This is a genomic window from Streptomyces sp. NPDC029466, from assembly GCF_055574515.1.
Genome location: NZ_JBVHZH010000004.1, coordinates 241,357 through 268,207, shown reverse-complemented (window position 1 = coordinate 268,207; position 26,851 = coordinate 241,357). Strand labels below are relative to the sequence as shown.

The window sequence follows — 26,851 nt, the reverse complement described above, 5'->3', positions numbered from 1 at the left end:
CGGAGGCCGGTCGGCGGGGCCGGCGGGGCCTGCGGTGGGCCGTACAACGCGCGGGGCCCGCACGGCACTTGTGTGCGTACGGGCCCCGCGGATCAGCGTCGGTGATCAGCCGTTGCGCTTCCAGCGCGGCTTGTCCTCGCGACGGCCGAAGGAGCCGGTCGGGGCGCCACGGTGGTCGTCACGGCGGCCGTACGGGCGGTCGCCGCCGGAGCGGTGGCCACCGGCGGACGGACGGCCGCCGGAGCGGTCGTCACGGTTGAACGGGCGGTCGCCGCCACCGGAGCGGTAGCCACCGGTGGAACGGCCCGTGGCGCGGCCGCCGGAGCGGTCGTCACGGTTGAACGGGCGGCTCGGACGGTCGCCGCGGTCGCGGTTGAAGCCGCCACCGGAACGGTCGTCACGGCGCTCGAAGGTACGCCCACCGGAACGGTCGTCACGGCGGTCGCGGTTGAAGCCACCGCCGGAACGGTCGTCACGACGGTCGAAGGAACGGCCACCGGAACGCTCGTCACGACGGTCACGGCCGAAACCACCCCGGTCGTCACGGCGGTCGCGGTTGAAGCCGCCACCGGAACGGTCGTCACGACGGTCGAAGGAACGGCCACCGGAACGGTCATCGCGACGGTCACGGTTGAAGCCGCCCCGGTCGTCACGGCGGTCACGGTCGAAGGAACGGCCACCGGAGCGGTCGTCACGACGGTCGCGGCGCTCGAAGTTGCCCCGGTCGTCGCGGCGCTCGTCGGCCGCGCCGGCCTGGGCCGGAACGGCGGCCTCGGCCACCTCGGCGGCGGCGGTCTCGGCAGCGGCGGCGAGCGCCTCGGCCGGGTCCTCACCGCGCTCGCGGGCGGCCCGGGCGGTCAGCCGGTCGGCCTCCTCGCGCAGCTCGGCGGCGCGGCGCTGAAGGCGCTCCAGCTCACGGGTGAGCTCGCTCACCTCACGCTCGGCCTGCTTGGCGGAGTTGTTGGCCGATTCGGCCTGGACCTCGGTGAGCGAGCGCGCGCCGGTGATCCGGGCGACGTCCTCGTCGAAGGCACCGGAGCCGCCGACGATGTGACGCGAGGCGTCCACGCCCGCGTCCTCCATCAGCCGGAAGATCTGCCGGCGCTGGTGCGGCAGCGACAGCGAGACGACGGTGCCGGACTGGCCGGCGCGGGCGGTACGGCCCGAGCGGTGCAGGTAGTCCTTGTGATCACCGGCCGGGTCGACGTTCAGGACCAGGTCGATGCCGTCGACGTGGATACCGCGGGCGGCGACGTCGGTGGCGACCAGCGCGTTGACGTAGCCGTCCTTGAAGTCCGCGAGCACCCGGGTCCGCGCGCCCTGCGTCATACCGCCGTGCAGCGCGTCCGCCTTCACACCGGACTCGACGAGCTGCTCGGCGATGCGGTCGGCGCCCAGCTGGGTGCGGACGAAGATGATGGTGCGGCCCTTGCGGGCGGCGATGGCGGCGGTGACCGGCGCCTTGTCCTTCGGCTTCACGACCAGGACGTGGTGGGTCATGGTGGTGACGTTGCCCTGGGCGCTGTCGACCTCGTGGCTGACCGGGTTGGTCAGGTAGCGCTTGACCAGGGTGCCGATCTCGTTCTCCATCGTGGCGGAGAACAGCATCCGCTGGCCGCCCTCGGGCACCTGGTCCAGCAGCTCGGTGACCTCGGGCAGGAAGCCCAGGTCGGACATCTGGTCGGCCTCGTCGAGGACCGCGACCTGGACGTTCTCCAGGGAGCAGGCGCCGCGGTTGATGATGTCGCGCAGCCGGCCCGGGGTGGCGACGAGGATGTCGACGCCACGCTCCAGGGCGTAGATCTGGTTGCCCATGGACGTACCGCCGCAGACGACCTTCATCTTCAGGCCGAGGACATCGCCGTAGGGCTGGAGGGCGTCCGCGACCTGCATCGCGAGCTCACGGGTCGGGGTGAGGATGACGGCGCGCGGCTTCTTCTTCTCGGTGTGGCCGCCGGCGAGCTGCGCCAGGGTCGGCAGACCGAAGGAGAGCGTCTTGCCGGAGCCGGTGCGGCCACGGCCGAGGATGTCCTTGCCGGCCAGCGCGTCCGGGATGGTCGCGGCCTGGATCGGGAAGGGGGTGGTGACGCCGTTCTGCGCGAGCTTGCGGACGACGCCCTCGGGCAGTCCGAGGTCGGCGAAGGTGACGGTGTCGGTCTCGGGCGACTCGTCGGCCGCCGTCACCTCGGGGGCCGTCTGCTCGTCGATTGCGGGCATGACGGACTGCTCAGTGGAAATGGACATGCGAAATGCGAAACCTTCCGGAGTCTCGGCACGCGCCCAAACTCCGTGTGTTTCACAAGACCGCCTCTATGCGGTCAGCCACGGCAAGGGAGAGAACGCGCCACGCGGCGCGCTTCTGTTCTGGCGCCGGGCAAATGGGATCAAACGATCTACCACCATACGCACTCCGCCCCCCGGATGGCAAATGACCTTCTGGCCAGGCCCTCCGCGCCCCCGGACAAAGCTACCCGCCCCGCCCGAAACCCCTCACGCCTCCTCGTCGTAGAGCTCCGACTGCGAGGCCATCGGCGAGACGGGGGACGGGCCGGAGGCATGGGAGCTCGGCGGTGGCGGGGGGCTGCTCGCCGGCGGGGTCGGCTGCGCGGGCGGCGTACTGGGCGCGGACGAGGCCGGCGGGGTGGCCGGGCGGTCGGGGCGGGTCGGCGAGGGCTCCGGACGGGGCCGCCCGCCATGGCCGCCGGACCCGCCGTGGCCGCCGTCCGCGCCCGGCTCGGGGCCCGACGGCCGCACCGGACGGGACGGCGTACCGGGCTCGGACGGCTCCGGTGCCGCGCTCTTCGACGCCTTGCCCGCCTTCTTGCCCTTACCGCCGGCCGGGTGCGCCTCGCCGTCGCGCCCCATCCGCCGCGGGCCGCCGCCGCGCCCGTCCACGGTCACCCCGTTGGGGCCGGACCAGCTGTCCTTCCCGTCGTGCCGCGCGGTGCTGCCGGACGGTTTGGGCTCCTCCGGGTCGCTCACGCTCATACAGCCGGCCAGCGCCGCGGCCAGCGCGGAGACGGTCACGGCCGCGGCGGCGGCACGCGAGCGCACCCGGACCGACGGAGGGCGCGACGAAGGGGCAGGGGACGACGACGGGGACGGTGTCGGCGTCAGGGACGGGCGATGTGGGCTCGGGCGCACGGCGGGACCTCCGGATCCGGAACGCAGGGACGGCGGCACGGACGCCCTGCCCAACTCCCGCCCCCCACCTGAGGACACGCACCAGGCCCGGCCGATCCCGCCGGGCACGGCTTCCGGAACGCCCTCCCGCCGGGCCCCGGCCCTTCGGCTGCCGGGGCCCGCCTACGGAACAGCCCTCAGCCGTAGCCCAGCGCGTGCAGCCGTTCGTCGTCGATCCCGAAGTGGTGCGCGATCTCATGAACGACCGTCACCTCGGTCTCCGCGACCACGTCCTCGCGGGTGTCGCACATTCGCAGCGTCGGCCCCCGGTAGACGGTGATCCGGTCCGGCAGCACACCGGCGTACCACTCCCCCCGGTCGGTCAGCGGCGTCCCCTCGTAGAGCCCGAGCAGGTCGGGGTCCTCGGCGGGGGGTTCGTCCTCGACGAAGACCGCCACGTTGTCCATCAGCCGGGTCAGCTCCGGCGGGATCCGGTCCAGCGCCTCGGCGACCAGTTCCTCGAACTCCTCGCGCGTCATTTCCAGCACACCACCATTCTCCGCCACGCCGCCTCCCCACCGATCGTCGCGGCCCGCCCGCCGCACCGCAGCCCAACCGGAAGCTGCCCCTCCTCGCTTAACGGCGCCACGGCCGGGCATACGGGACCAATGGCCCGCGCAGCGCGCTCCCGGACACCGAACCCCGACGCCCCGCAAAGCCACCCGCACCGGCTGCTCCATACCGGCCTCGACGGCGTACGCGCCCTCCCGGCAGCCGTCCGCCGCCGCTACCGCTCCCGCCGTACGACCCCCACCGCCACCCTGCTCGACGGCGCTCCGCACCGCCCCCTGGCATCCGCCCTCGGCCTGGTGGCCGTCACCGTCACCGGCGCCTGTCTGGGACTGCTGCTGATCGGCAGTCTCCGTGTCCCCGTGGGCCCGATGGACACCAGCATGGCGCTGCGCCCCTCACTGTCCGGCGGCACCCGGATCGAGGTCGCGCCGCTCGGCGACCTGGAACTGAGCAGCCACCACGCGCCCGTCCGGCTCGATGTCGACGTCGACCGGCTGGACCCGGTCCGCTCCCAGGCGCTGGTCGACCATCCCGAACGCTTCGCCGGTCTCCAGGCCGAGGTCACCCACGACGTCACCCGCGGCGCCCTGGGACTCGCGCTGCACTCCTGCGTCGCCGTGGCGTCCGGAGCCACCGCGCTGGGCCTGGCCGTCTACCGCCGCCCGCGCCGCGCACTGGCCGCCGGCGGTCTGGCGCTCACCCTGCTCGGCGCCTGCGCGGGAACCGCATACGCCACCTGGAACCCCGAGTCCGTACTGGAGCCGAAGTTCTCCGGCCTGCTCACCTCGGCGCCCTCGGTGGTCGGCAACGCCCGCAGCATCGTCAGCGAATTCAACGTCTACCAGAAGGAGTTGGCGCGCCTGGTGACCAATGTCACCAAGCTCTACGACGCCACCTCGACGCTGCCCGTCTACCAGCCGGACCCGACCACCATCCGCGTCCTGCACGTCTCCGACATCCACCTCAACCCCGGCGCCTGGCGGATCATCGCCTCCCTGGTGAAGCAGTACCGGATCAACGTGATCGTCGACACCGGCGACACCATGGACCACGGCTCGGCCGCCGAGAACCACTTCCTGGACCCGGTCTCCACCCTCGGCGCCCCCTACGTATGGGTGCGCGGCAACCACGACTCCCGGGGCACGCAGAAGTACCTGTCCGGCCGACGCCATGTCACCGTCCTCGACCACGGCAAGGTCACCCAGGTCGCCGGCGTACGTATCGCGGGCGTCGGCGACCCGCAGTTCACCCCGGACCGCTCCGTGGTGGCGGCCGGCGACCCCGCCGAGCGCACCGCCGGCGGCCACCTCGCCGACGCGCTGCGCACCCAGCGGCTGGCCGGCACCCCCGTCGACCTCGCGCTGGCCCACAACCCCGCCGCGGTGCGCGAGGCGGACGGCCTGGCCCCGCTGGCGCTGGCCGGCCATGTCCACCACCGGGAGAACACCCTGCTCCCCCAGGGCACCCGGCTGATGGTCGAGGGCTCGACGGGCGGCGGCGGGCTGCGCGCGGTGCACAACAAGAAGCCCGAGCCGGTCCTGGCCTCGGTGCTCTATCTGGACCGGCGGACGAAACGGCTCCAGGCATGGGACGAGATCACCCTCGGCGGACTGGGCCTGTCCCGGGCCGAGGTCAGCCGTCACCTCCCCCATGAGAACCAACCCGGCGCCACGCCCGCGCCGTCCGGTTCACCGCCCTCGGCGGGCCCGTCCTCCGGGCCCCCGTCCGGCCCTTCCACGCGCCCGGCCAGGAGCCCGTCCGCACACCCCCGCTAAACCGTTTTGGCGAACGGTCCTCCCATCCCATATGCTTCTCACGTCCCCGACGGCGCCGGTAACGACGCCAAGGTGGCCACCAGCCCTCATCGTCTAGTGGCCCAGGACGCCGCCCTTTCAAGGCGGTAGCACGGGTTCGAATCCCGTTGGGGGCACGCATCACCGTGTGCGAGACTGGCTCACGCCGCTTTCGCACAATGCAAGGTCCTGTGGAGCAGTTTGGAGTGCTCGCCACCCTGTCAAGGTGGAGGCCGCGGGTTCAAATCCCGTCAGGACCGCTGCGGCTGGGTAGCTCAGTTGGTACGAGCGATCGCCTGAAAAGCGATAGGTCGCCGGTTCGACCCCGGCCCCAGCCACACCCATTGGGAGAAGGCCCCGATTCCTCGAATCGGGGCCTTTTTCGTCGCTATCCGACGCCGGCTTCCCCGGCGGGCTCGCCCTCCGGCTGCCAGAAGATCAGCCGGGCGCCGCCGGTGATCATCCCCGTCGCCGCCAGGCCCATCGCCATCTTCACCAGCCGCACATTGCCTTCCCAGTCGTGCGGCGCGCCGAAGACCAGCCAGGCGCCGAGCGCGATACCGGCGACCATCATGACGATGCCCGCAATCCGTCGTATTCCCTTGTCCATACGGGCATTCTCGCCGACCGGCGATCATGTCGTAATCCTGTTTCCGGCCCCCGCCCGCGCTGCCCGCGGCCACCCGGACGGCGGTGCCGCCGCATCGGAAACGGGCGGCCGCGTGCACCGGCCGGGGCGCGAAGGAGGTTCCCGGCCGGGCGCCGGGGAACGCGGGGCGCCGTCCGCGCGGGCAAATGGTTCGCCAGTCGTTTATCCGAGGTGAGATCCTGGGGGACGTATGTCCAGTCAGCCTGCCTCCGCCCTGCCCGACGGCTCTGCTCCCGCGCTGCCCGGCACCGCCGCTCCCGGCCTCTCCGACCTGCTGGAACGTCTGCCCGAGCTGATGCTGCGCGATCAGCAGCGGCTGGGGCGCCGGCTGGACGGCGCGCGCCGTATCCGTAAGCCGGAAGCCCGGGCGGCCGTGCTCTCCGAGATCTCCGGCGGCATCGACGAGGCGGAGCTGCGGGTCGAGCAGCGGCGCGCCGCGGTGCCCGAGATCACGTATCCGGAAGAGCTGCCGGTCAGCCAGAAGAAGGACGAGATCCTCGCCGCGATCCGCGACCATCAGGTCGTGATCGTCGCCGGCGAGACCGGCTCCGGCAAGACGACGCAGATCCCCAAGATCTGCCTGGAGCTCGGCCGGGGCATCCGGGGCCTGATCGGGCACACCCAGCCGCGCCGGATCGCGGCCCGTACGGTCGCCGAGCGGGTGGCCGAGGAGCTGAAGACCCCGCTGGGCGAGGCGGTCGGCTGGAAGGTCCGCTTCACGGACCAGGTCGGCGGGGACACCCTCGTCAAGCTGATGACGGACGGCATCCTGCTCGCCGAGATCCAGACGGACCGGGAGCTGCGCCAGTACGACACGATCATCATCGACGAGGCGCACGAGCGCAGCCTCAACATCGACTTCATCCTCGGCTATCTCGCCCAGCTGCTGCCCCGGCGCCCGGACCTCAAGGTCGTCATCACCTCGGCGACCATCGACCCGGAGCGGTTCGCCCGGCACTTCGGCAGCTTCGCGTCCGTAGGGGCGGCGCCGGACCGTGCCGCTTCCTCGGCCGGGAGCGACGAGGAGACGAAGCCGAGCGCGCCGATCGTCGAGGTCTCCGGCCGGACGTATCCGGTGGAGGTGCGCTACCGCCCGCTGCTGGAGGAGGGCGGCCATGACGCGGACCGCGACCAGATCACCGCGATCTGCGACGCCGTGGACGAGCTCCAGTCCGCCGGGCCGGGCGACATCCTGGTCTTCCTCTCCGGCGAACGGGAGATCCGCGACACCGCGGACGCGCTCAACAAGAAGGCCCTCCCGTTCACCGAGGTCCTCCCCCTGTACGCGCGGCTGTCGCACGCCGAGCAGCACCGTGTCTTCCAGCGGCATACGGGCCGGCGGATCGTGCTGGCCACGAACGTCGCCGAGACCTCGCTGACCGTCCCGGGCATCAAGTACGTCATCGACCCGGGCATGGCCCGGATCTCCCGCTACAGCTACCGCACCAAGGTCCAGCGGCTGCCCATCGAGCCGGTCTCGCAGGCCAGCGCCAATCAGCGCAAGGGCCGCTGCGGCCGTACCAGCGACGGCATCTGCATCCGTCTCTACTCCGAGGACGACTTCCTCTCCCGCCCCGAGTTCACCGACGCGGAGATCCTCCGGACGAACCTCGCCTCCGTCATCCTCCAGATGACCGCGGCCGGCCTCGGCGACATCGAGAAGTTCCCGTTCATCGACCCGCCGGACCGCCGCAACATCAAGGACGGCGTCGATCTGCTGAGTGAGCTCGGCGCGCTCGACACCAAGCAGAAGGACCCCAAGAAGCGGCTGACCCCGCTCGGCCGCAAGCTCTCCCAGCTGCCGGTCGACCCGCGGCTGGCGCGGATGGTGCTGGAGGCGGACCGCAACGGCTGTGTCCGCGAGGTCATGGTCATCGCGGCGGCGCTGTCCATCCAGGACCCGCGCGAGCGGCCCGCGGACAAGCAGCAGCAGGCCGATCAGCAGCACGCCCGCTTCAAGGACGAGACCTCCGACTTCCTCGCCTTCCTCAACCTCTGGCGCTATGTCCGCGAGCAGCAGAAGGAGCTGTCCTCCTCGGCCTTCCGCCGGATGTGCCGCAGTGAGTTCCTGAACTACCTCCGGATACGCGAGTGGCAGGACATCTACTCCCAGCTGCGTTCGGTCGCCAAGACCATGGGCATCCACCTCAGCGAGGAGGACGCGGCGCCGGATCACATCCACACCTCCCTGCTTTCCGGTTTGCTTTCGCATATCGGCCTCAAGGACACCGACGCCAAGAACGAGTATCTGGGCGCCCGCAGCGCCAAGTTCGCGGTCTTCCCCGGCTCCGCGCTCTTCAAGAAGCCCCCGCGCTGGGTGATGTCCGCCGAGCTGGTCGAGACGTCCCGGCTGTGGGCGCGGGTGAATGCGAAGATCGAGCCGGAGTGGATCGAGCCGCTCGCCCAGCACCTGGTCAAACGCACCTACAGCGAGCCGCACTGGGAACAGAAGATGGCCGCGGTGATGGCGTACGAGCGGGTGACGCTCTACGGCGTCCCGATCGTCGCCCAGCGCAAGATCACCTACGGCCGGATCGATCCGGAGACCTCGCGCGATCTGTTCATCCGCAACGCCCTGGTCGAGGGCGACTGGCGCACCCATCACCAGTTCTTCCATGACAACCGCAAACTCCTGGGCGAGGTCGAGGAGTTGGAGCACCGCGCCCGGCGCCGCGACATCCTCGTCGACGACGAGACGCTCTTCGACTTCTACGACCAGCGCATTCCGGCGGACGTGGTCTCCGGCGCGCATTTCGACGCCTGGTGGAAGAAGAAGCACCGCGACGAGCCGGAGCTGCTGAACTTCGAGCACTCGATGCTCATCAACGAGTCCGCCGAGGCCGTCACGAAGGACGACTACCCGGATTCCTGGCGGCAGGGAAAGCTGAAGTTCAAGGTCACCTACCAGTTCGAGCCGGGCGCGGACGCGGACGGTGTGACCGTCCACATCCCCCTCCAGGTCCTCAACCAGGTCTCCTCCGAGGGCTTCGACTGGCAGATCCCGGGCCTGCGCGAGCAGCTGGTGACGGAGCTGATCCGGTCCCTGCCCAAGCCGATCCGGCGCAACTACGTCCCGGCACCGAACTTCGCGGCCCGCTTCCTGGACTCCACGGTCCCCCTTCAGGGCGCCCTGACGACCTCTCTGGCCGCGGGGCTCCAGCGGATGGTGGGCGTGCCCGTGGAGGCCGCGGACTTCGAGCCGGCCAAGGTCCCGGACCACCTCAAGATCACCTTCCGGGTGGTCGACGAGCGGCGCCGCAAGCTCGCCGAGGCCAAGGACCTGGAGGCGCTGCGGCTGAAGCTCAAGCCGAAGACCCGGGCGGCCATCTCCAAGGCGTTCGAGCAGGCCGCCGAGCGGCCGGCCAGGGACCGTAAGGGCGGCGCGGACGGCGGACCGGCGCCGGCCGGCCCCGAGCAGCGGACCGGGCTGACGTCCTGGACGATCGGCACGCTGCCGCGCACCTTCGAGACCCGGCGTGCGGGCCAGCCGCTGAAGGCCTACCCGGCGCTGGTCGACGAGGGCAGCAGCGTCGCCGTACGCCTCTTCGACACCGAGGCCGAGCAGCTCACGGCGATGTGGGCGGGCACCCGGCGGCTCATCCTGCTGAACATCCCCTCCAATCCGGCCAAGTTCGCCCAGGACAAGCTGAGCAATCAGCAGAAGCTCGCGCTCTCCCGTAATCCGCACGGCTCCATCGCCGCGCTCTTCGAGGACTGCGTCACCGCCGCAGCGGACCGGCTGATCGCGGCCCGGGGTGGTCCGGCGTGGGACGAGGAGTCCTTCCGGAAGCTCTTCGACCAGGTCCGCGCGGATCTGGTGGACGTCACGCTGAAGACCATCCAGCAGGTCCAGGAGGCGCTGGCCGCCTGGCAGGCGTGCGAGCGCCGGCTGAAGGAGACCGCGTTCCCCTCGCTGCTGCCCTCCCTCACGGACATCAGGGAGCAGCTGGCGGCGCTGATCAAGCCGGGCTTCGTGACGGCACACGGCGCCAAGCGGCTGCCGGACCTGATGCGCTATCTGGTGGCCGCCGACCGCCGTCTCCAGCAGCTGCCCACCAACGCCGAGCGGGACCGCACCCGGATGGCGAAGGTGAAGGAGATGCAGGACGAATACGCCTGGCTGCTGGAGCAGTTCCCGCCGGGCCGCCCGGTGCCGGCCGCGGCCCTGGAGATCCGCTGGATGATCGAGGAGCTCCGGGTGAGCTACTTCGCCCACGCGCTGGGGACCGCGTACCCGGTCTCCGACAAGCGCATCGTGAAGGCGGTGGACGCCGCCGCGCCGTAGGAACCCGGCCTGCCGGTATCGAGTTCGACCGCACCCCCTGACCTGCTGTACAGTCTTGCTTCGCAGCCCGCCGCAAGCGGAAAGCGAAACGCAAGGTCCTGTGGAGCAGTTTGGAGTGCTCGCCACCCTGTCAAGGTGGAGGCCGCGGGTTCAAATCCCGTCAGGACCGCATAGAGAACGGCCCGCATCCCCTCGAATGCGGGCCGTTCTGCTGTCCGGACCCGGGCCCGCCCGAAGCCGCCACCGGCACCCCACACCCCGTCAGGTCCCACTCCCCGCCGCTGCCGCACGCAGAGGGGGCCGTGCCCCAGAGGGGGCCATGGCGCCGATCACCTTCCGGCTCCGCCCGCACCCCACCGGGCCTGGCCGCAGCGCCGGCCAGGCCCCCTCCCGGCGAATGCGGACCGTAGCCGGATTACTGCCCGCTGTATTGACGGCGGCACGTACCGCGGGTACTCACTGAGGAACGCGTGGGGGCCGGGGAGGTATGCGCATGACGACTGCGGTACGGCACGAGACCAGGGCGCTGTTGCGGGCCCATCTGTCAGCCGCCACGGGCTATCGCCATCTGACGCGGCACTGCCCCATCTGCCATCAGCTGCAACGGCTCGTCATGGAGCCGCACACGGCCCGTTCCGGGCCCGGAGCGCCCGCGTCCGCCGCCGACCCGTCCGGGGCCGTCTGTGAGCCGCCGGCGGACGAGGACCAAGGTCCCGCGAGCCGGTGACCACCGACGCCCGCGTCACCCGCGGTGCGGTGACAGGCTGTTGGGTGTGGCGGGCGCGGTTCTCTATCGCAGCGGCCGTATCGTCTTCAAGCGCCACGTCGTGTGACGGGTGTCACCGAACAAGTTTGGCGCGATGAGGAACTTACACCCGCCCTACAACCGGTCAATTTAATATGTGCAATTGCACCTCCCCTGAGGAGGCTTCCGAGAGGGGACTCGGGGTCCCTGCGGAAAGCCCCTCACAGGGCCCGTGGAGACCCGCTGACCGCCGTCCGGGGCGACGTGGGCGCCAGGCCGACCCGACCGCCTCAACGGGCCCTGAAGCGGGCGCACACAAAAAAATCGCGCTGGACCCGGCGGAGTCCAGCGCGATCGACGACGTACCCAAGTGGAGCGGGTGTGGGGCCTGTGGGGCAGGCGCCGCGCCGTATGAAGCTGTGTGAAGCGTGGTGAAGCAGTCGAGCTATGTGGCACAAAGCGGGCGCTTTCGGGTTGGGGGCCCCGAAAACGTCCTGGTTATGCGGTTGTTCAGGCCTCGCTGCGCTGCTGCGGAATGCCCGCGAGCAGTGCGCGGACCTCAGCCTCGCGGTAACGCCGGTGTCCTCCGAGCGTGCGGATGGACGTGAGCTTGCCTGCCTTGGCCCAGCGGGTCACCGTCTTCGGGTCCACGCGGAACATCGTGGCGACCTCAGCAGGGGTAAGCAGCGGCTCGGCGTCAGGGGTGCGAGCGGTCATGAGCGGCCTCCTCGGGAGAACCGAACCATCACGGTTCTTTCCTCTAAATTCTGCACCTTGACCCACGTTGCCCGAAATGGCGGACGCGGGCCGAGTCGGTTATAGGACGAACGGCTTGTCCTCGGCACTACAACTACACCATCTGTCCAGCCACGTCGGCCAAACCGATGGAATTGCCCTCTCAGGTGTTCAACCTCGGCGGATGCCGATGGACCGTGCCATAGCGGACAGTCACTCAACCGTGACGATCAGTCACAGCGTGATCAGCCGCCACGAGACCCCTCAAGGAACGCAATACCGATCTATCCGCCCTTAGTTGGACGGAAGGAGCCCAGGTCGGGCTCCTTGTCCTATTTTGGCACGAGGGTATGGCTTGGGAGCAAGACCCGATGTCAGTGCTTTAGGTCACGCTTGAGGCAATCGCCCGGATCAGGACCTACGTCCTTTACCGTCCAACCACCGAAAAGCGAACACAGCGCTGCCACGCCACGAACTTCGCCGCCGCACCGGCGCCTCAGCTGGAGAACTGGCGTTCCCGCACCGCACGCCACCGCTGGGAAAGCTTCTCGTACGCGACCCCGGCCCGCTCGCCGTCCCCCTCACGCAGCGCCGCCAGCCCCTCCGCCACCTCGGCGGCGGAACGGTCCTCGGCGAGCTGCGCTTCGGGCACCGCGTGCACCAGCCCGCCGTAGTCCAGCTCCACGAGCGAACGCGGATGGAATTCCTCGAGCCAGCGCCCCACATCTACCAGGCCGTCGATCAAGGGCCCCTCTTCCAGGGCGTCCCGCAGCGTCCGCAGGCCCCGGGCGACCCGCCGCCGCGCCTGCACCATCGGCGTCCGGTAACGCAGCACCGGCTCCCGCTCACCCTTGGTGTACTCCCGCTCGCCGTCGGAGAACAGCACGAACCAGCGGACCGGGACGTGCCAGGCGGCCCCGCGGATCCAGGGCCGGGCATCCGGGTTGCGCTCCCGCCACTGCTCGTAGTCGGTGGCCGCCTGCCGGCGCACCACCGGGGGCAGCGCCGCGTCCAGCACCGAGGCCGGCAGCAGCTCGTCCAGCGACTCCAGGGCCTGCCAGCCGCGCAGCCGGGTGCGCCAGGGGCAGACGCAGGTCACCTCGTTCACCACGGCGATGAAGGCGTCCGCGCTCTCGTGGACCGGCACCGGCACCGGCGGGGTGGGCAGCAGATCCGCCAGGGCCCGCCGCTGCTCGTCCTGGGCGGTAGGGGTCTTCGCCCGCTTGGCATAGCGGGCCCAGTGGGAGCGCTCCGGCTCGGGGAACGCAGCCAGCGGCTCGTAGACCCGTAGATATGCCATGTACGGGACCTTCACCGACGACGCCAGGGCCACGCCCGCTCCTTCAAAGGGGAAGTCCACCACCGGGAGGTCCCGAGGGCCCCGCCGGCCTGCGATACGACCAGATCGTCCCATGCCCGTCCCCCGGGAGAGGGTGATCCTCGGCACCCGACCGATCAACCGGCCGCGCAGGTCTTACGCTCTTTTCAACCGGCCCTCCCCACCCGAAGGAGGGCGTCCTTCGCGACTTATGGGAGTCACCACAGTGACTGACGTACGTCCGGCCTCCGCCGGCACCGACGGCGGCGTTCTGCACACCCTGTTCCGGTCGGAGCAGGGGGGCCATGAGCAGGTCGTTCTCTGCCAGGACCGTGCCAGCGGCCTCAAGGCCGTGATCGCCATCCACAGCACCGCCCTGGGCCCCGCCCTCGGTGGTACCCGCTTCCATGCCTACGCCTCCGAAGAGGAGGCCGTGCTGGACGCCCTGAACCTGGCGCGCGGCATGTCCTACAAGAACGCCCTGGCCGGGCTGGACCACGGCGGCGGTAAAGCCGTGATCATCGGTGACCCCGACCTGATCAAGAGCGAGGAACTCCTGCTCGCCTACGGCCGGTTCGTGGCCTCCCTCGGGGGCCGCTATGTCACCGCGTGCGACGTCGGCACGTACGTCGCCGACATGGACGTCGTCGCCCGTACGAACAAGTGGACCACCGGCCGCTCCCCCGCCAACGGCGGCGCCGGCGACTCCTCCGTCCTGACCGCCTACGGCGTCTTCCAGGGCATGCGCGCCTCGGCCCAGCACGCCTGGGGCGACCCGACGCTGCGCGGCCGCAAGGTGGGCATCGCGGGCGTCGGCAAGGTCGGCCACCTCCTCGTCGAGCACCTCCTCCAGGACGGTGCCGAGGTCGTGATCACGGACGTCAGGGCCGAGTCGGTGGACCGGGTCCGCGCCAAGTACCCGCAGGTCACCGCGGTCGCGGACACCGAGGCGCTGATCCGCACCGAGGGCCTGGACGTCTATGCGCCGTGTGCGCTGGGCGGTGCGCTGAGCGATGAGTCGCTGCCGGTACTGACCGCGAAGGTGGTCTGCGGCGCGGCCAACAACCAGCTCGCCCACCCCGGCGTCGAGAAGGATCTGTCCGACCGCGGCATCCTCTACGCCCCCGATTACGTCGTGAACGCGGGCGGGGTCATCCAGGTGGCCGACGAGCTGCACGGCTTCGACTTCGACCGCTGCAAGATCAAGGCGGCGAAGATCTTCGACACCACGCTGGCGATATTCGCTCGTGCGAAGGCCGACGGCATTCCGCCCGCCGCGGCCGCCGATCGCCTGGCCGAACAGCGGATGGCGGAGGCCCGGCGCGCCTGACGCGGCCGGAAATGGGCCTTGCCGGCCGGAAAGCGTGCCTTGCGCGGCCCGTCACGGGTGATCAGGGAGACATCCCTCACCACCCGTCGGCGGGTCGCCGTACAGGACAGGTTAAAATCGCAGTTGACCAGCGGGGACGGGGCACCTTGCCGGTCGTGCCGAGCGGCGGGTGATGCGGGCGACGTACCGCATGGCCGCGGAAGCAGGTACCGTTAAAGCCCTACGGGCCGGTCTCTCTGTCGAGAGCCCGCTCTGATCCATGAACGCGTGTCAAGACTCTGGGGCCACCGAGCCCCGTCATTGAGGGGGTCGACCCATGGGGCGCGGCCGGGCCAAGGCCAAGCAGACAAAGGTCGCCCGCCAGCTGAAGTACAGCAGCGGTGGGACGGATCTCTCACGACTGGCCGACGAGCTGGGTGCAACGCAGTCGAACCAGCAGCCTCCGAACGGAGAGCCGTTCGAGGATGACGAGGACGACGACCCGTACGCACGGTACGCAGAGCTGTACAACGACGACGAAGAGGACGAGGGCGACTCGTCGGACCAGCGTCGTCGCGCTTGAGTCTCTGCGCTCGCGGCACCCATAACAGCATCACGGACCCGGTCCCGGGCATACCCGGACCGGGTTCTGTGCTGCCCGGATGCCTGTCCGGATGACCGTGGGCGGGCCCGCCGCACGGACCGCTGTCCGTGCGGGCGGCACCTCCCCTGGCCCGGTCGCGGACCAGGGGGACGGCTCGGTCCGTCAGCTCGCGTAGTCACCGGTCAGGGTCACTGCCTCGGCGTGGTCACCGCGCTCAACGATCTCACCGCTGACCCAGGCGTCCACACCGCGGTCGGCGAGGGTGGTCAGGGCGGCCTCCACCGAACCCTGCGGGACCACGGCGATCATGCCGACGCCCATGTTCAGGGTCTTCTCCAGCTCCCCGCGCTCGACCGAGCCGGCCGAGCCGACCAGGTCGAAGACCGGGCCCGGGGTCCAGGTGGCACGGTCGACCGTGGCGTGCAGACCGTCCGGGATCACCCGGGCGAGGTTGTTGGCCAGACCGCCGCCGGTGATGTGCGAGAAGGCGTGCACCTCGGTCGTACGGGTCAGCGCCAGGCAGTCCAGCGAGTAGATCTTGGTGGGCTCCAGGAGCTCCTCGCCCAGGGTGCGGCCGAATTCCGGGACCTCCCGGTCCAGGGCCATGCCCGCGCGGTCGAACAGCACATGACGGACCAGCGAGTACCCGTTCGAGTGAAGGCCGGAGGACGCCATGGCGATCACCGCGTCCCCCGTACGGATGCGATCCGCGCCCAGGACCCGGTCCGCCTCGACGACGCCCGTACCGGCACCGGCGACATCGAACTCGTCCGCGCCCAGCAGCCCCGGGTGCTCCGCGGTCTCGCCGCCGACCAGCGCGCAGCCGGCCAGCACACAGCCCTCGGCGATGCCCTTGACGATCGCGGCGACCCGCTCCGGGTAGACCTTGCCCACGCAGATGTAGTCGGTCATGAACAGCGGTTCGGCGCCGCAGACGACCAGGTCGTCGACGACCATGCCGACGAGGTCGTGGCCGATGCTGTCGTAGACGCCCATCTTGCGGGCGATGTCGACCTTCGTGCCGACGCCGTCGGTGGCGGAGGCCAGCAGCGGGCGCTCGTACCGCTTCAGCGCCGAGGCGTCGAAGAGGCCGGCGAAGCCGCCGAGCCCGCCGACGACCTCGGGGCGGGTGGCCTTCTTCACCCACTCCTTCATCAGGTCCACGGCGCGGTCGCCGGCTTCGATGTCGACGCCCGCGCTCGCGTAGCTGGCACCAGTGCCCGCGTGCGGAGCACGCTCAGATGATTCAGCGGACATGCTGAGAACCTTCGTGTCGTGTGTGTACGAGCTCTACGGGCGACGCAGCGCGTCGGCGCCGCCGACCCCGGCCGTGAGCGTCTGGACGCCGTCCACGTCGGACTTCGCCGGTGCCTTGGTCTCCGACTCCAGGAGGTGCTTGCCCAGCAGCTCCGGGTCGGGCAGCTCCATCGGGTACTCGCCGTCGAAGCAGGCGCGGCACAGGTTCGGCTTGTCGATCGTGGTCGCCTCGATCATGCCGTCGATGGAGATGTAGGCGAGGGAATCGGCGCCCAGCGACTTGCCGATCTCCGCCACGCTCAGCCCGTTGGCGATCAGCTCCGCGCGGGTGGCGAAGTCGATGCCGAAGAAGCACGGCCACTTGATCGGCGGGGACGAGATCCGGATGTGGACCTCGGCGGCGCCGGCCTCGCGCAGCATCCGGACGAGGGCGCGCTGGGTGTTGCCGCGGACGATCGAGTCGTCGACGACCACCAGGCGCTTGCCGCGGATGACTTCCTTGAGCGGGTTGAGCTTGAGGCGGATACCGAGCTGGCGGATGGTCTGCGAGGGCTGGATGAAGGTCCGGCCGACGTAGGAGTTCTTGACCAGGCCGGAGCCGTAGGGGATGCCGCTGGCCTCGGCGTAGCCGACCGCGGCGGGGGTGCCGGACTCCGGGGTCGCTATCACCAGGTCCGCGTCGGCCGGCGCCTCGGCGGCCAGCTTGCGGCCCATCTCCACGCGGGAGAGGTACACATTGCGGCCGGCGATGTCGGTGTCCGGGCGGGCCAGGTAGACGTACTCGAAGACACAGCCCTTGGGGCGGGCCTCGGCGAAGCGGGTGCTGCGCAGGCCGTCCTCGTCGATGGCGACCATCTCGCCGGGCTCGATCTCCCGGATGAAGCTGGCGCCGCAGATGTCGAGGGCGGCGGACTCGGAGGCCACCACCCAGCCGCGCTCCAGGCGGCCGAGGACCAGCGGGCGGATGCCCTGCGGGTCGCGGGCGGCATAGAGCGTGTGCTCGTCCATGAAGCAGAGCGAGAAGGCGCCCTTGACCTTCGGCAGGACGCGCGGGGCGGCCTCCTCGACGGTCAGCGGCTTGCCCTCCTCGTCGACCTGGCCGGCCAGCAGCGCCGTCACCAGGTCGGTGTCGTTGGTGGCCGCGACCTGGGTCGCGCGGCCGCCCTCGCGGGGCAGCGCGGCAACCAGATCCGCCAGCTCGGCGGTGTTGACCAGGTTGCCGTTGTGGCCGAGCGCGATCGAGCCGTGCGCGGTCGCACGGAACGTCGGCTGGGCGTTCTCCCACACCGAGGCACCGGTGGTGGAGTAGCGGGCATGGCCCACGGCGATATGGCCCTGGAGGGAGCCGAGCGAAGTCTCGTCGAAGACCTGGGAAACCAGGCCCATGTCCTTGAAGACGAGGATCTGGGAGCCGTTGCTCACCGCGATGCCCGCGGACTCCTGTCCACGGTGCTGCAGCGCATACAGCCCGAAATAGGTGAGTTTGGCGACCTCTTCACCCGGAGCCCAGACACCGAAGACGCCGCAAGCGTCCTGGGGGCCCTTCTCGCCGGGGAGCAGGTCGTGGTTGAGTCGTCCGTCACCACGTGGCACGGCACCGAGTCTAGGGCAGGTCGCGCATTCATCCGAACCGGGGATGGCCGCTGAACTGGATGAGTGCATGAACGAGGGGGCGCGCGGCCTGACGTGCCCACGCCCCGCGGCGGGCGGCTCACCACCCGCGCGCGCCTCGGATCCCTTGGCTCACCTGGTGTGCCGCCGGGTGTGGAGCCCGCCACGCGAACCGCGTGGATCTTGCGGCGCGGGGGCGCGTCCCGCCCCGTGTGAGATGCGCGACGCCACCGCGGACGCCGTCGGGGGGAGGTCCCGAGGCTGCCGCCCGCTTCGGGTGCCGGTGCCGGACCCGCCGCCGTCAGCTCAGCACGGGCAGATATCCGCCGATATCCGCCCGCTCGCCACTGGCGCTGACCGCCGCCGCGTCCAGCGCCTCGGCCCAGGACGTACGGCCGGTGGCGAGCCGGATCCAGGTCAGCGGGTCGGTCTCGACCACGTTCGGCGGGGTACCGCGGGTGTGCTTGGGGCCCGCCACGCACTGCACCACGGCGAACGGCGGAATCCGCAGCTCCACCGAACCGCCGGGGGCCCGGTCCGCCAGGACGTCGGCCAGCAGGCGGGTGGTGGTGGCCAGGGCCTGGCGGTCGAAGGGGATCTCCAGGCCGGTCGCCGCCGCGAGGTCGTCGGTGTGCACGACGAGTTCGAGACAGCGGGTGACGAGGAAGTCGGCCAGCGGCATCGCGCCGGGCAGGACCGGCAGCAGCCGGTCGTCCGGCTCCGGCGCGACGGCCTCGGCGAACTGCGCGGCGGTGCGCTCCAGCAGTTCCACGGGGTCGTGTGCGTCGGCCAGGGCGCGGGTGCGCGCGTCGACGTCGGAGGCGCGCGGGGCTGCCGCCGCCGGCCACTCCAGCAGGGTGGCCTCCGCCCGCACCGGCACCGGCCCCTCAAGACCGCGCGCCACGCTCCCCACGGCCATGGACAGATGCGCCACCAGCTCGCGCACCGTCCAGTCACCGAGCCGGGTCGGCAGCGCCAACTGGCCGGGGGCCAGGGCGCGTACGGCCTGCTGGACGTGGGCGAGCTGGGCCGTGACGGCGCCACGGGTCTTCTTCGGGTCGTACCGGCGGGGGCGCGGCTTCCGGGCGGCAGGATGCATATCCGTCAGCCTACGAGGCGGCACCGACAGGGGCTGCCGGATGCGCGAGGCGGGCGGCGGGGCGCCCGGCGCTCAGCTCACCGGTGCCGTCCGCGGTACCCCGGGCTCGAAGGTCTCGCCGTTGCGCGGGACGCCGACGCCCTGCCAGGTGAACGGGACACCCTGGGCGGTGACCGGGTCGGCGCCGTCCATGAGCTGGAAGTGGACGTGCGGCTCGCTGCTGTTGCCGGAGTCGCCGCACTGGCCGAGGGTTTCTCCGGCCCGCACCCGGTCGCCCGTACGGACGGTGAGCGAACCGCGGCGGAGATGGGCGTAGAGCGCGTACACGCCGTCGCCCAGGTCGAGGATCACATGGTTGCCGAGCAGCCGGCGGGCGCCGCCGAGCGTGCGGGCCGGGCCCTCCAGGGCGAGCAGGTAGACGGCCGCGGGCCAGGACGTGCGGCTGAGATGGTCGCGACTGGCGTCCTCGGCACGGACGACGGTGGCGTCGGCGACGGCGAGCAGGGGCGCGCCGAAGGCCGGGAACTCCTCGTTGCGGCGGACCAGGGGCCACCAGCCGAAGCCGGGCCGGGAGTCCTGCTCCGGTTCCGCCACGATGTCGATCGCGTACGCCTGCCCGTAGGCCCGGGTGCCATGGCTGGGGACCTTGTCGGCGGGGCTGTTGAGAGCCTTCCAGCGGCCGGTGACCGGAGCGGTGACCGCCACCGGCTCGCGGACCGGGCCCGTGGCGCCGCCCCCCTCCGCGCGGGCCGCCCGGCGGTTCACCCCGAATCCGATCAGTATCCAGAGGATCAGCGGGACCCAGCCCCACCCATACGGAATGTCGACGAAGAAGCTCGCGACGAAGATCACGAGGAAGCTCAGCAGGCAGGCGCGTGCGGCGTTCCTGGCGAGCTTGCGTTCAGTGGTGGACTTCATTCCGTCTCCCCCGTGAGGTCGTGTGGCCGGGCGTCAGCGCCCGGCGGCGGTCAGCATCACCAGCAGCGGTACGACGCGGTCGGCGGGTACCTCGTAGCGGCCGCGGGCGGCCGTGTGCAGCCAGCCGGCGGCGGTCAGTTGCCGCAGGTGGTGGTAGATCTGGCCGGTGGTCCCGGTGCCGTCGAGCTCGGTGAGTTCGGCGGCGGTGCAGCGGCCGCCGAGGATCTCGCGCAGCAGCCGCAGCCGTACGGGCTGGCCGAGGGCCGCGAACGACTCGGCGGCCGCGGCCCAGTCGCGCTCCAGCACGGTGTCGGTGACCAGGCCGTACTGCCACTCGTAGCGCTGCCCCGCCGGAATCCGTACGGCACCGGTGAAGAGCACTCCGCCGTTGTCGGCCCCCAGTTCGGCGAGCTGCGACTTCAGGCCCCGCAGGGCCCACAGCTCGTCATCGGGCTCGCGCTCGGGCGGAGGTGCCGGCCGGCCGGCCTCCAGGACGGCCAGCCGTCGCTCCAGCTCGGCCACCCGCTGCTCCAGATCCATGGTGAGAGATTACGTAATTACGTAATCTCTGGCAATGGCGCGCCCCACCACGGAAAGCGGCGACGGCCCGCCCCCTGGTGGGGACGGGCCGTCGGACCGTCATACGGGGCGGAGTGCACCGCCCGCCCGGCCTCAGGCGATCAGGCCCGGGATCGTCGCCTCGTGCGACTCCTTCAGCTCGCTCAGCGGGATGCTGAACTGCCCCTGGACGTCGATCTCCGCGCCGTCGATCACACCGATGCGGGTGGCCGGCAGCCCCCGGGCACCGCACATGTCCGTGAAGCGGAGCTCCTCGCTGCGGGGGACGGCGACGACCGCACGGCCCGCCGACTCCGAGAACAGCAGGACGAAGGGGTCCAGCCCGTCGGGAACGACGAGGCGGGCGCCCTTGCCGCCGCGCAGGCAGGACTCCACCAGCGCCTGGATCAGACCGCCGTCGGAGAGGTCGTGCGCGGCGTCGATCATGCCGTCACGGGAGGCCGAGATCAGCACCTCCGCCAGCAGCCGCTCACGCTCCAGGTCCACCTTCGGCGGCAGACCGCCGAGGTGGTCGTGCACGACCTGCGACCACGCCGAGCCGCCGAGCTCCTCGCGGGTGTCACCCAGGAGGTAGACCAGCTGGCCCTCTTCCGCGAAGGCGATCGGCGTACGGCGGTTCACATCGTCGATGACACCGAGCACCGCGACGACCGGGGTCGGGTGGATCGCCACCTCGCCGGTCTGGTTGTAGAGCGAGACATTGCCGCCGGTGACGGGCGTGCCCAGGGTCTGGCAGGCGTCGGCGAGACCACGGGTGGCCTCGGCGAACTGCCACATCACGGCCGGGTCCTCGGGCGAACCGAAGTTCAGACAGTCGGAGACCGCCAGCGGCTTGGCACCGGACGCGGCGACATTGCGGTACGCCTCGGCCAGCGCCAGCTGCGCGCCCGTGTAAGGGTCGAGCTTGGCGTAGCGCCCGTTGCCGTCGGTGGCGAGGGCGACACCGAGGTTGCTGTCCGGGTCGATGCGGACCATACCGGCGTCCTCCGGCTGCGCGAGGACGGTGTTGCCCTGCACGAACCGGTCGTACTGGTCGGTGATCCACGCCTTGGATGCCTGGTTGGGCGAGGCCACCAGCCGCAGGACCTGCGCCCGCAGTTCCTCCGCGTTCGCCGGGCGGGCCAGCTTGGCGGCGTCGTCGGCCTGGAGGGCGTCCTGCCAGTCGGGGCGGGCGTACGGGCGCTCGTAGACCGGGCCCTCGTGGGCGACGGTGCGCGGTGGCACGTCCACGATCTGCTCGCCGTGCCAGAAGATCTCCAGCTGGGAGCCGTCCGTCACCTCACCGATGACGGTCGCGATGACATCCCACTTCTCGCAGATCTCCAGGAAGCGGTCGACCTTCCCGGGCTCGACGATCGCGCACATGCGCTCCTGGGACTCGCTCATGAGGATTTCCTCGGGCGAGAGAGAGGAGTCGCGCAGCGGCACGGTGTCCAGCTCGACGCGCATACCGCCGGAGCCGGCCGAGGCGAGCTCGCTGGTGGCGCAGGACAGCCCGGCGCCGCCGAGGTCCTGGATGCCGTCGACCAGGTCTTCCTTGAAGATCTCCAGGGTGCACTCGATGAGCAGCTTCTCCTGGAAGGGGTCACCGACCTGGACGGCGGGGCGCTTGGCGGGCTTGGAGTCGTCGAAGGTCTCCGAGGCCAGCACGGAGACGCCGCCGATGCCGTCGCCGCCGGTGCGGGCGCCGTAGAGGATGACCTTGTTGCCCGCGCCGGACGCCTTGGCGAGGTGGATGTCCTCGTGCTTCATGACGCCGATGCAGCCGGCGTTGACCAGCGGGTTGCCCTGGTAGCAGGAGTCGAAGACGACCTCGCCGCCGATGTTGGGCAGACCCAGGCAGTTGCCGTAGCCGCCGATGCCGGCCACCACGCCCGGCAGGACGCGCTTGGTGTCGGGGTGGTCGGCGGCGCCGAACCGCAGCGGGTCGACGACGGCGACCGGGCGGGCACCCATGGCCAGGATGTCGCGGACGATCCCGCCGACGCCGGTGGCCGCGCCCTGGTAGGGCTCGATGTACGAGGGGTGGTTGTGGGACTCCACCTTGAAGGTGACGGCGTAGCCCTGGCCGACGTCGACGACACCGGCGTTCTCACCGATGCCGACGAGCAGTGCGTCGTTCTCGGGGGCCTTCTCACCGAACTGCTTCAGATGGACCTTGCTGCTCTTGTAGGAGCAGTGCTCGGACCACATGACCGAATACATGGCGAGTTCGGCGCCGGTGGGACGGCGGCCGAGAATCTCCCGGATGCGCTGGTACTCGTCCTGCTTCAGGCCGAGTTCGGCCCACGGCTGGTCGGTGTCCGGCGTCTCGGCTGCGTGCTTGACGGTGTCGAGAGTCATGCGTTGACCAGCTTCTTCAGGATCGAGGTGAAGAATCCGAGGCCGTCGGTACGGCCCGTACCGATCAGCGGCTCCACGGCGTGCTCGGGGTGCGGCATGAGGCCGACGACATTGCCCGCCTCATTGGTGATGCCGGCGATATCGCGGAGCGAACCGTTGGGGTTGCCGTCCAGGTAGCGGAAGGCGACCCGGCCCTCGGCCTCCAGCATGTCGAGCGTGCGCTCGTCGGCGACGTACCGGCCGTCGATGTTCTTCAGCGGAACGCTGATCTCTTGGCCGGAGGTGTAGTCCACGGTCCAGGAAGTCTCCGCGTTCTCCACCCGCAGCTTCTGGTCGCGGCAGATGAAGTGCAGATGGTTGTTGCGCAGCATGGCGCCGGGCAGCAGGTGGCTCTCGGTGAGCACCTGGAAGCCATTGCAGATACCCAGGACCGGCATACCGGCCTTGGCCTGCTCGATAACGGACTCCATCACCGGCGAGAAACGGGAGATGGCCCCGGCCCGCAGATAGTCGCCGTACGAGAAGCCACCGGGCAGCACCACGGCGTCGACCTGCTTGAGGTCCTTGTCGCGGTGCCACAGCGGCACCGCTTCGGCGCCGGCCAGCCGGACCGCGCGCTGGGTGTCGCGGTCGTCGAGCGTGCCGGGGAAGGTAATGACTCCGATCCGCGAGGTCATGAGTCGACCCGCACGGTGAAGTCTTCGATGACGGTGTTGGCGAGGAAGGTCTCGGCCATCTCATGGATGCGAGCGAGGGCGGCTTCGTCGACCGGACCCTCCACCTCAAGTTCGAAACGCTTGCCCTGACGGACGTCGGCGATCCCCTCGAAGCCCAGGCGTGGCAGTGCGCGCTGCACCGCCTGCCCCTGCGGGTCGAGGATCTCCGGCTTGAGCATGACGTCGACTACGACGCGTGCCACTGGCACTCCCGGTGGTGTGGTGCGTAAGGCGGTGTCCTCACAGTACCGTGTTCGAAAATCTACGCGCATAGATATACAGTGCGCCGGATCACGGTCAGGTATCGGCAGGAGTGCACCGCAGGAAAAATCCTCGAAAAGATCCGGGGTCCGGATTGCGGGAAGACACGCTGACAAAATTAACTGGGCTTCACAATGCAATGCCCATCGCTGTACAAATGAAAAAGCATTGATCCCAATCAGCCGGATCCGGAGCATCACCCCATGTCAACAAGGGGTTGCTCCCCGAAAGGACCGATATCCGTGGCGCAGCGCGTAGTAGTAACGCTCTCCGATGACATCGACGGAGGAGAAGCCGCAGAGACGGTCACCTTCGGATTGGACGGGAAGTCGTACGAGATCGACCTCAATCCCGCCAATGCGAAGAAACTGCGCGGTGCCCTCGCCCCGTTCGTCGAGGCCGGCCGCAAGCGGGCCAAGTCCGGCAAGGCCTACCACCGGACCGCGGTGAACCCCGACCCCGCGGCCGTCCGCGCCTGGGCCCGCTCCAACCAGATGGACGTCCCGCCGCGCGGCCGGATCCCGAAGAAGGTCTACGAGGCCTTCAACGCCGCCAATCACTGACGGAGTTGCCGGCATCACTCGGCCCGCGCGCAGCCGACTTGCACAGCACCCCTACTGATCAGCTAGAGTCTGGAGCACGCCGAGGGGCGAGGCCGAAAGGCCGGACCTCACGGAGTCACGCGGGTGTAGCTCAGTAGTAGAGCGCCCCCTTTCCAAGGGGGAGGCGCAGTGTGCAATCCCTGTCACCCGCTCTGACTGCTCGACCTTCCTAAAGGATCAGGTAGAGTAGCTGTCGCGCCGCTCGGTGAAAGCCGAGTGGATGCCTGCGGACGTAGCTCAGTTGGTAGAGCGCAACCTTGCCAAGGTTGAGGTCGCGAGTTCGAGCCTCGTCGTCCGCTCAGATAAAGAAGGCCCCGGTCATTGCGACCGGGGCCTTCTTTCTGTGTCATCACCTCTCCCCCTTCCCTGCTTCCGCGCGGAGGCAACTGACATTTGTCATCAGCTGCGATGACAGCCCGCACTGCCCGGAACCTTGATCCGGCGGAACGCTGGTCTCATGAACATCGGGGAGAAAACCATCGGGGGTGTCGGCCGCGGCGGCGCGCGAAGCGCCGGTTCCGGGGTCGATGTGATCGAAGTCACCGGCCTGCGCAGGAGCTACGGCGCCGGCGGCCGGCGCACGAGCGGTCCGCGGGACCGTGGCGAGGAGAAGGCGCGGAGCGGGCAGCGGAGCTTCGAGGCCGTGCGCGGTATCGACTTCTCCGTCGAGCGCGGGGAGCTGTTCGCGCTTCTGGGGACCAACGGGGCGGGCAAGACCTCCACGCTCGAACTGCTGGAGGGCCTGGCCCTGCCCACGGCCGGGCGGGTCCGGATCCTTGGCCATGACCCGTTCCGGGAGCGGCGCAAGGTGCGGCCCCGGGTGGGCGTCATGCTCCAGGAGGGCGGCTTCCCCGCCGAGCTGACGCCCGCGGAGACCGTGCGGATGTGGGCGGGGTGCACCAGCGGGGCGCGCCCGGTCGACGAAGCGCTCGGCTCCGTGGGGCTGGAGCGGCGCAGGGATGTGCGGGTCAAGCAGCTGTCCGGTGGCGAGCGCCGGCGGCTGGATCTCGCTCTGGCGCTGCTGGGGAGGCCCGAGGTGCTGTTCCTGGACGAGCCGACGACCGGGCTGGACACCGAAGCGCGCCATGCCACGTGGGAATTGGTCCGTGAGCTGCGGGACTCCGGGACCACGATCGTGCTGACCACGCACTATCTCGAAGAGGCCGAGGAGCTGGCGGACCGGCTGGCGATCTTGCACGAGGGGCGGATCGCGGCGGCGGGTCATGTCGCGGACGTGGTCGCCGCACACCCTTCGCACATCTCCTTCGAGCTGCCCACCGGATTCCATCTCGGTGATCTCCCGCCGCTGGGCGAACTGGGCGTCCTCGGCCATGAGACGGACGGGCGCACGGTCCGGCTGCGGACGGACGAGCTGCAGCGGGCCGCGACCGGCGTCCTGGTCTGGGCGCGGGACAAGGGGATAGCGCTGGCCAATCTGGATGTCAGGTCCGCGTCTCTGGAAGAGGCATTTCTGCACATCGCAAAGGGGCTGGAGAACTCATGAGGGCAAGCGTGCGGGAAGCCGGCGGTATCGAGCGCGCCGGATCACCCGGGGAGACCGGCGCCGCGGGGCGTCTCCTCGCCCTGGGGCGGGCCGAGTTGACCCTTCTCGGCCGCAACAAGACCGCGCTGACGACCTCGCTGATCATCCCGGTCGCCCTGGCGTTCGCCATGAAGGGGGCGGTCGAGAACATGGTGGCCGGCACCGGGCTGTCGATCGGCTCGGCGCTGTTGCCCGCGACCCTCGGATACGTCCTGGTCTTCGCCGTCTACTCCAGCCTCACCGGCTCGTACACCGCGCGGCGTGAAGAACTGGTCCTGAAGCGGCTGCGTACCGGTGAGCTGCGGGATCTGGAAATACTGGCGGGCACCGCGCTGCCGGCGGTACTGCTGGGGCTGGTGCAGTGTGTCCTGCTGGTGGTCCTGGGCGGCGTGCTCCTGGACGCCGGAATGCCCACCGCGCCGCATCTCCTGATCGCCGGTGTGGTGCTCGGCATGGCCGCGACCGTGGGGTTCGCCGCGGCGTCCTCCGTTCTCGCCAAGTCGGCCGAGGCCGCTCAGCTCGCCGTGCTCCCCTTCATGATGGTGTCGCTGGCGGGGTCCGGGATGGTCGTCCCGCTGGACATCCTTCCGGAGCGGGTGGCCTCCGTGCTCGAACTGCTCCCGCTGTCACCGGCGATGGAGCTGATACGGGCCGGCTGGACCGGGGGCGCGGGCCTCAAGGAGACGGTGGGGCAGCTGATCACCGGCTTGGTCTGGACGGGGCTCGCGTTGTTTGCTGTCCAGCGGTGGTTCCGCTGGGAGCCGAGGCGCTAGGCGATCGGGACGACG

The 26,851-nt window shown here is 70.4% G+C and carries 22 protein-coding genes and 6 tRNA genes; 14 read left to right on the top strand and 14 right to left on the bottom strand.

The window, feature by feature from the left end:
* Positions 1 to 105: 105 nt before the first annotated feature.
* The 3 genes from ACZ4XD_RS06465 to ACZ4XD_RS06455 all read right to left on the bottom strand — a co-directional run bounded on the left by ACZ4XD_RS06465 (position 106) and on the right by ACZ4XD_RS06455 (position 3,671).
* Entirely contained in the window at positions 106 to 2,244 is a 2,139-nt protein-coding gene (locus tag ACZ4XD_RS06465) for a DEAD/DEAH box helicase (protein WP_468038755.1), read from the bottom strand.
* Between the two features lie 246 nt (positions 2,245 to 2,490).
* The gene (locus tag ACZ4XD_RS06460; RefSeq protein ID WP_468038753.1) at positions 2,491 to 3,054 is read right to left on the bottom strand and encodes a hypothetical protein; all 564 of its coding nucleotides are present in this window, start codon (positions 3,052 to 3,054) and stop codon (positions 2,491 to 2,493) included.
* A 266-nt stretch (positions 3,055 to 3,320) separates the two neighbouring features.
* Entirely contained in the window at positions 3,321 to 3,671 is a 351-nt protein-coding gene (locus ACZ4XD_RS06455; RefSeq protein ID WP_042151976.1) for a metallopeptidase family protein, read from the bottom strand.
* A 120-nt stretch (positions 3,672 to 3,791) separates the two neighbouring features.
* Here ACZ4XD_RS06455 and ACZ4XD_RS06450 point away from each other — a divergent pair, with 120 nt between their 5' ends.
* From ACZ4XD_RS06450 to ACZ4XD_RS06435, 4 genes are all read left to right on the top strand, one after another.
* Entirely contained in the window at positions 3,792 to 5,471 is a 1,680-nt protein-coding gene (locus ACZ4XD_RS06450) for a metallophosphoesterase family protein (RefSeq protein WP_468038751.1), read from the top strand.
* Between the two features lie 82 nt (positions 5,472 to 5,553).
* Positions 5,554 to 5,626 (top strand) — tRNA-Glu (locus tag ACZ4XD_RS06445).
* Between the two features lie 48 nt (positions 5,627 to 5,674).
* Positions 5,675 to 5,749, top strand: a tRNA-Asp gene (locus ACZ4XD_RS06440).
* A gap of 4 nt (positions 5,750 to 5,753) precedes the next feature.
* Positions 5,754 to 5,827: transfer RNA gene (locus ACZ4XD_RS06435), tRNA-Phe, on the top strand.
* Between the two features lie 50 nt (positions 5,828 to 5,877).
* On the opposite strand, the gene ACZ4XD_RS06430 is transcribed toward ACZ4XD_RS06435, so the two are convergent.
* The gene (locus ACZ4XD_RS06430) at positions 5,878 to 6,099 is read right to left on the bottom strand and encodes a hypothetical protein (protein WP_468038749.1); all 222 of its coding nucleotides are present in this window, start codon (positions 6,097 to 6,099) and stop codon (positions 5,878 to 5,880) included.
* A 229-nt stretch (positions 6,100 to 6,328) separates the two neighbouring features.
* Here ACZ4XD_RS06430 and hrpA point away from each other — a divergent pair, with 229 nt between their 5' ends.
* The 3 genes from hrpA (at position 6,329) to ACZ4XD_RS06415 (ending at position 11,150) form a co-directional block, all read left to right on the top strand.
* Positions 6,329 to 10,423, top strand: a complete 4,095-nt coding sequence (gene hrpA, locus ACZ4XD_RS06425) for an ATP-dependent RNA helicase HrpA (protein ID WP_468038747.1) — start codon at positions 6,329 to 6,331, stop codon at positions 10,421 to 10,423.
* Positions 10,424 to 10,517: 94 nt separating this feature from the next.
* A tRNA-Asp gene (locus tag ACZ4XD_RS06420) sits at positions 10,518 to 10,592 on the top strand.
* A 324-nt stretch (positions 10,593 to 10,916) separates the two neighbouring features.
* The gene (locus ACZ4XD_RS06415; protein ID WP_468038745.1) at positions 10,917 to 11,150 is read left to right on the top strand and encodes a DUF6274 family protein; all 234 of its coding nucleotides are present in this window, start codon (positions 10,917 to 10,919) and stop codon (positions 11,148 to 11,150) included.
* A gap of 528 nt (positions 11,151 to 11,678) precedes the next feature.
* On the opposite strand, the gene bldC is transcribed toward ACZ4XD_RS06415, so the two are convergent.
* Positions 11,679 to 11,885 (bottom strand): developmental transcriptional regulator BldC, encoded by a 207-nt coding sequence (gene bldC, locus ACZ4XD_RS06410; RefSeq protein WP_003949541.1) that lies wholly within the window; start codon positions 11,883 to 11,885, stop codon positions 11,679 to 11,681.
* A gap of 514 nt (positions 11,886 to 12,399) precedes the next feature.
* Entirely contained in the window at positions 12,400 to 13,236 is an 837-nt protein-coding gene (locus ACZ4XD_RS06405; protein ID WP_468038743.1) for a DUF8083 family protein, read from the bottom strand.
* 196 nt (positions 13,237 to 13,432) lie between these two features.
* On the opposite strand from ACZ4XD_RS06405, the gene ACZ4XD_RS06400 reads away from it, so the two are divergent.
* Positions 13,433 to 14,551, top strand: coding sequence for a Leu/Phe/Val dehydrogenase (locus tag ACZ4XD_RS06400; RefSeq protein ID WP_468038741.1), 1,119 nt, complete (start codon positions 13,433 to 13,435; stop codon positions 14,549 to 14,551).
* 316 nt (positions 14,552 to 14,867) lie between these two features.
* On the top strand, positions 14,868 to 15,113 hold the full coding sequence (locus ACZ4XD_RS06395) for a DUF3073 domain-containing protein (protein WP_042151574.1): 246 nt from the start codon (positions 14,868 to 14,870) through the stop codon (positions 15,111 to 15,113).
* 183 nt (positions 15,114 to 15,296) lie between these two features.
* On the opposite strand, the gene purM is transcribed toward ACZ4XD_RS06395, so the two are convergent.
* From purM to purS, 8 genes are all read right to left on the bottom strand, one after another.
* Positions 15,297 to 16,391 carry a phosphoribosylformylglycinamidine cyclo-ligase gene (purM, locus tag ACZ4XD_RS06390; protein ID WP_251084598.1) on the bottom strand — a complete coding sequence of 365 codons (1,095 nt, stop codon included), beginning with the start codon at positions 16,389 to 16,391 and terminating at the stop codon, positions 15,297 to 15,299.
* A gap of 33 nt (positions 16,392 to 16,424) precedes the next feature.
* Entirely contained in the window at positions 16,425 to 17,984 is a 1,560-nt protein-coding gene (purF, locus tag ACZ4XD_RS06385) for an amidophosphoribosyltransferase (RefSeq protein WP_042151568.1), read from the bottom strand.
* Positions 17,985 to 18,303: 319 nt separating this feature from the next.
* The gene (locus tag ACZ4XD_RS06380; protein ID WP_468038739.1) at positions 18,304 to 19,101 is read right to left on the bottom strand and encodes a maleylpyruvate isomerase family mycothiol-dependent enzyme; all 798 of its coding nucleotides are present in this window, start codon (positions 19,099 to 19,101) and stop codon (positions 18,304 to 18,306) included.
* 72 nt (positions 19,102 to 19,173) lie between these two features.
* Positions 19,174 to 20,019, bottom strand: coding sequence for a murein hydrolase activator EnvC family protein (locus ACZ4XD_RS06375; RefSeq protein ID WP_468038737.1), 846 nt, complete (start codon positions 20,017 to 20,019; stop codon positions 19,174 to 19,176).
* A gap of 33 nt (positions 20,020 to 20,052) precedes the next feature.
* Positions 20,053 to 20,559 (bottom strand): ArsR/SmtB family transcription factor, encoded by a 507-nt coding sequence (locus tag ACZ4XD_RS06370; protein WP_468038735.1) that lies wholly within the window; start codon positions 20,557 to 20,559, stop codon positions 20,053 to 20,055.
* Between the two features lie 132 nt (positions 20,560 to 20,691).
* Positions 20,692 to 22,941: a phosphoribosylformylglycinamidine synthase subunit PurL gene (purL, locus tag ACZ4XD_RS06365; RefSeq protein WP_468038733.1), complete on the bottom strand. Its 2,250-nt coding sequence runs from the start codon at positions 22,939 to 22,941 to the stop codon at positions 20,692 to 20,694.
* Positions 22,938 to 23,618 (bottom strand): phosphoribosylformylglycinamidine synthase subunit PurQ, encoded by a 681-nt coding sequence (gene purQ, locus ACZ4XD_RS06360; protein WP_468038731.1) that lies wholly within the window; start codon positions 23,616 to 23,618, stop codon positions 22,938 to 22,940. The genes purL and purQ overlap by 4 nt, the downstream gene beginning before the upstream one ends.
* Positions 23,615 to 23,860 (bottom strand): phosphoribosylformylglycinamidine synthase subunit PurS, encoded by a 246-nt coding sequence (gene purS / locus ACZ4XD_RS06355; RefSeq protein WP_042151546.1) that lies wholly within the window; start codon positions 23,858 to 23,860, stop codon positions 23,615 to 23,617. The genes purQ and purS overlap by 4 nt, the downstream gene beginning before the upstream one ends.
* A 300-nt stretch (positions 23,861 to 24,160) precedes the next feature.
* Between purS and ACZ4XD_RS06350 the strand changes: the two genes are divergently transcribed.
* The 5 genes from ACZ4XD_RS06350 to ACZ4XD_RS06330 all read left to right on the top strand — a co-directional run bounded on the left by ACZ4XD_RS06350 (position 24,161) and on the right by ACZ4XD_RS06330 (position 26,836).
* Positions 24,161 to 24,481, top strand: a complete 321-nt coding sequence (locus tag ACZ4XD_RS06350) for a histone-like nucleoid-structuring protein Lsr2 (protein WP_030086195.1) — start codon at positions 24,161 to 24,163, stop codon at positions 24,479 to 24,481.
* 119 nt (positions 24,482 to 24,600) lie between these two features.
* A tRNA-Gly gene (locus ACZ4XD_RS06345) sits at positions 24,601 to 24,672 on the top strand.
* 74 nt (positions 24,673 to 24,746) lie between these two features.
* Positions 24,747 to 24,819 (top strand) — tRNA-Gly (locus ACZ4XD_RS06340).
* 158 nt (positions 24,820 to 24,977) lie between these two features.
* The gene (locus tag ACZ4XD_RS06335) at positions 24,978 to 26,024 is read left to right on the top strand and encodes an ABC transporter ATP-binding protein (protein ID WP_468038728.1); all 1,047 of its coding nucleotides are present in this window, start codon (positions 24,978 to 24,980) and stop codon (positions 26,022 to 26,024) included.
* Positions 26,021 to 26,836 (top strand): ABC transporter permease, encoded by an 816-nt coding sequence (locus ACZ4XD_RS06330; protein WP_468038726.1) that lies wholly within the window; start codon positions 26,021 to 26,023, stop codon positions 26,834 to 26,836. Before ACZ4XD_RS06335 ends, ACZ4XD_RS06330 begins: the two co-directional genes overlap by 4 nt.
* Positions 26,837 to 26,851 lie beyond the last annotated feature (15 nt).

What these genes read in the sequence shown, in the direction of transcription:
- ACZ4XD_RS06465 (WP_468038755.1), bottom strand. Translation starts at nt 2,244, where the DNA reads ATGTCCATTTCCACTGAGCAGTCCGTCATGCCCGCAATCGACGAGCAG.
- ACZ4XD_RS06450 (WP_468038751.1), top strand. Translation starts at nt 3,792, where the DNA reads ATGGCCCGCGCAGCGCGCTCCCGGACACCGAACCCCGACGCCCCGCAA.
- ACZ4XD_RS06430 (WP_468038749.1), bottom strand. Translation starts at nt 6,099, where the DNA reads ATGGACAAGGGAATACGACGGATTGCGGGCATCGTCATGATGGTCGCC.
- hrpA (WP_468038747.1), top strand. Translation starts at nt 6,329, where the DNA reads ATGTCCAGTCAGCCTGCCTCCGCCCTGCCCGACGGCTCTGCTCCCGCG.
- ACZ4XD_RS06415 (WP_468038745.1), top strand. Translation starts at nt 10,917, where the DNA reads ATGACGACTGCGGTACGGCACGAGACCAGGGCGCTGTTGCGGGCCCAT.
- bldC (WP_003949541.1), bottom strand. Translation starts at nt 11,885, where the DNA reads ATGACCGCTCGCACCCCTGACGCCGAGCCGCTGCTTACCCCTGCTGAG.
- ACZ4XD_RS06400 (WP_468038741.1), top strand. Translation starts at nt 13,433, where the DNA reads ATGGGAGTCACCACAGTGACTGACGTACGTCCGGCCTCCGCCGGCACC.
- ACZ4XD_RS06395 (WP_042151574.1), top strand. Translation starts at nt 14,868, where the DNA reads ATGGGGCGCGGCCGGGCCAAGGCCAAGCAGACAAAGGTCGCCCGCCAG.
- purM (WP_251084598.1), bottom strand. Translation starts at nt 16,391, where the DNA reads ATGTCCGCTGAATCATCTGAGCGTGCTCCGCACGCGGGCACTGGTGCC.
- ACZ4XD_RS06380 (WP_468038739.1), bottom strand. Translation starts at nt 19,101, where the DNA reads ATGCATCCTGCCGCCCGGAAGCCGCGCCCCCGCCGGTACGACCCGAAG.
- ACZ4XD_RS06375 (WP_468038737.1), bottom strand. Translation starts at nt 20,019, where the DNA reads ATGAAGTCCACCACTGAACGCAAGCTCGCCAGGAACGCCGCACGCGCC.
- ACZ4XD_RS06370 (WP_468038735.1), bottom strand. Translation starts at nt 20,559, where the DNA reads ATGGATCTGGAGCAGCGGGTGGCCGAGCTGGAGCGACGGCTGGCCGTC.
- purL (WP_468038733.1), bottom strand. Translation starts at nt 22,941, where the DNA reads ATGACTCTCGACACCGTCAAGCACGCAGCCGAGACGCCGGACACCGAC.
- purQ (WP_468038731.1), bottom strand. Translation starts at nt 23,618, where the DNA reads ATGACCTCGCGGATCGGAGTCATTACCTTCCCCGGCACGCTCGACGAC.
- ACZ4XD_RS06335 (WP_468038728.1), top strand. Translation starts at nt 24,978, where the DNA reads ATGAACATCGGGGAGAAAACCATCGGGGGTGTCGGCCGCGGCGGCGCG.
- ACZ4XD_RS06330 (WP_468038726.1), top strand. Translation starts at nt 26,021, where the DNA reads ATGAGGGCAAGCGTGCGGGAAGCCGGCGGTATCGAGCGCGCCGGATCA.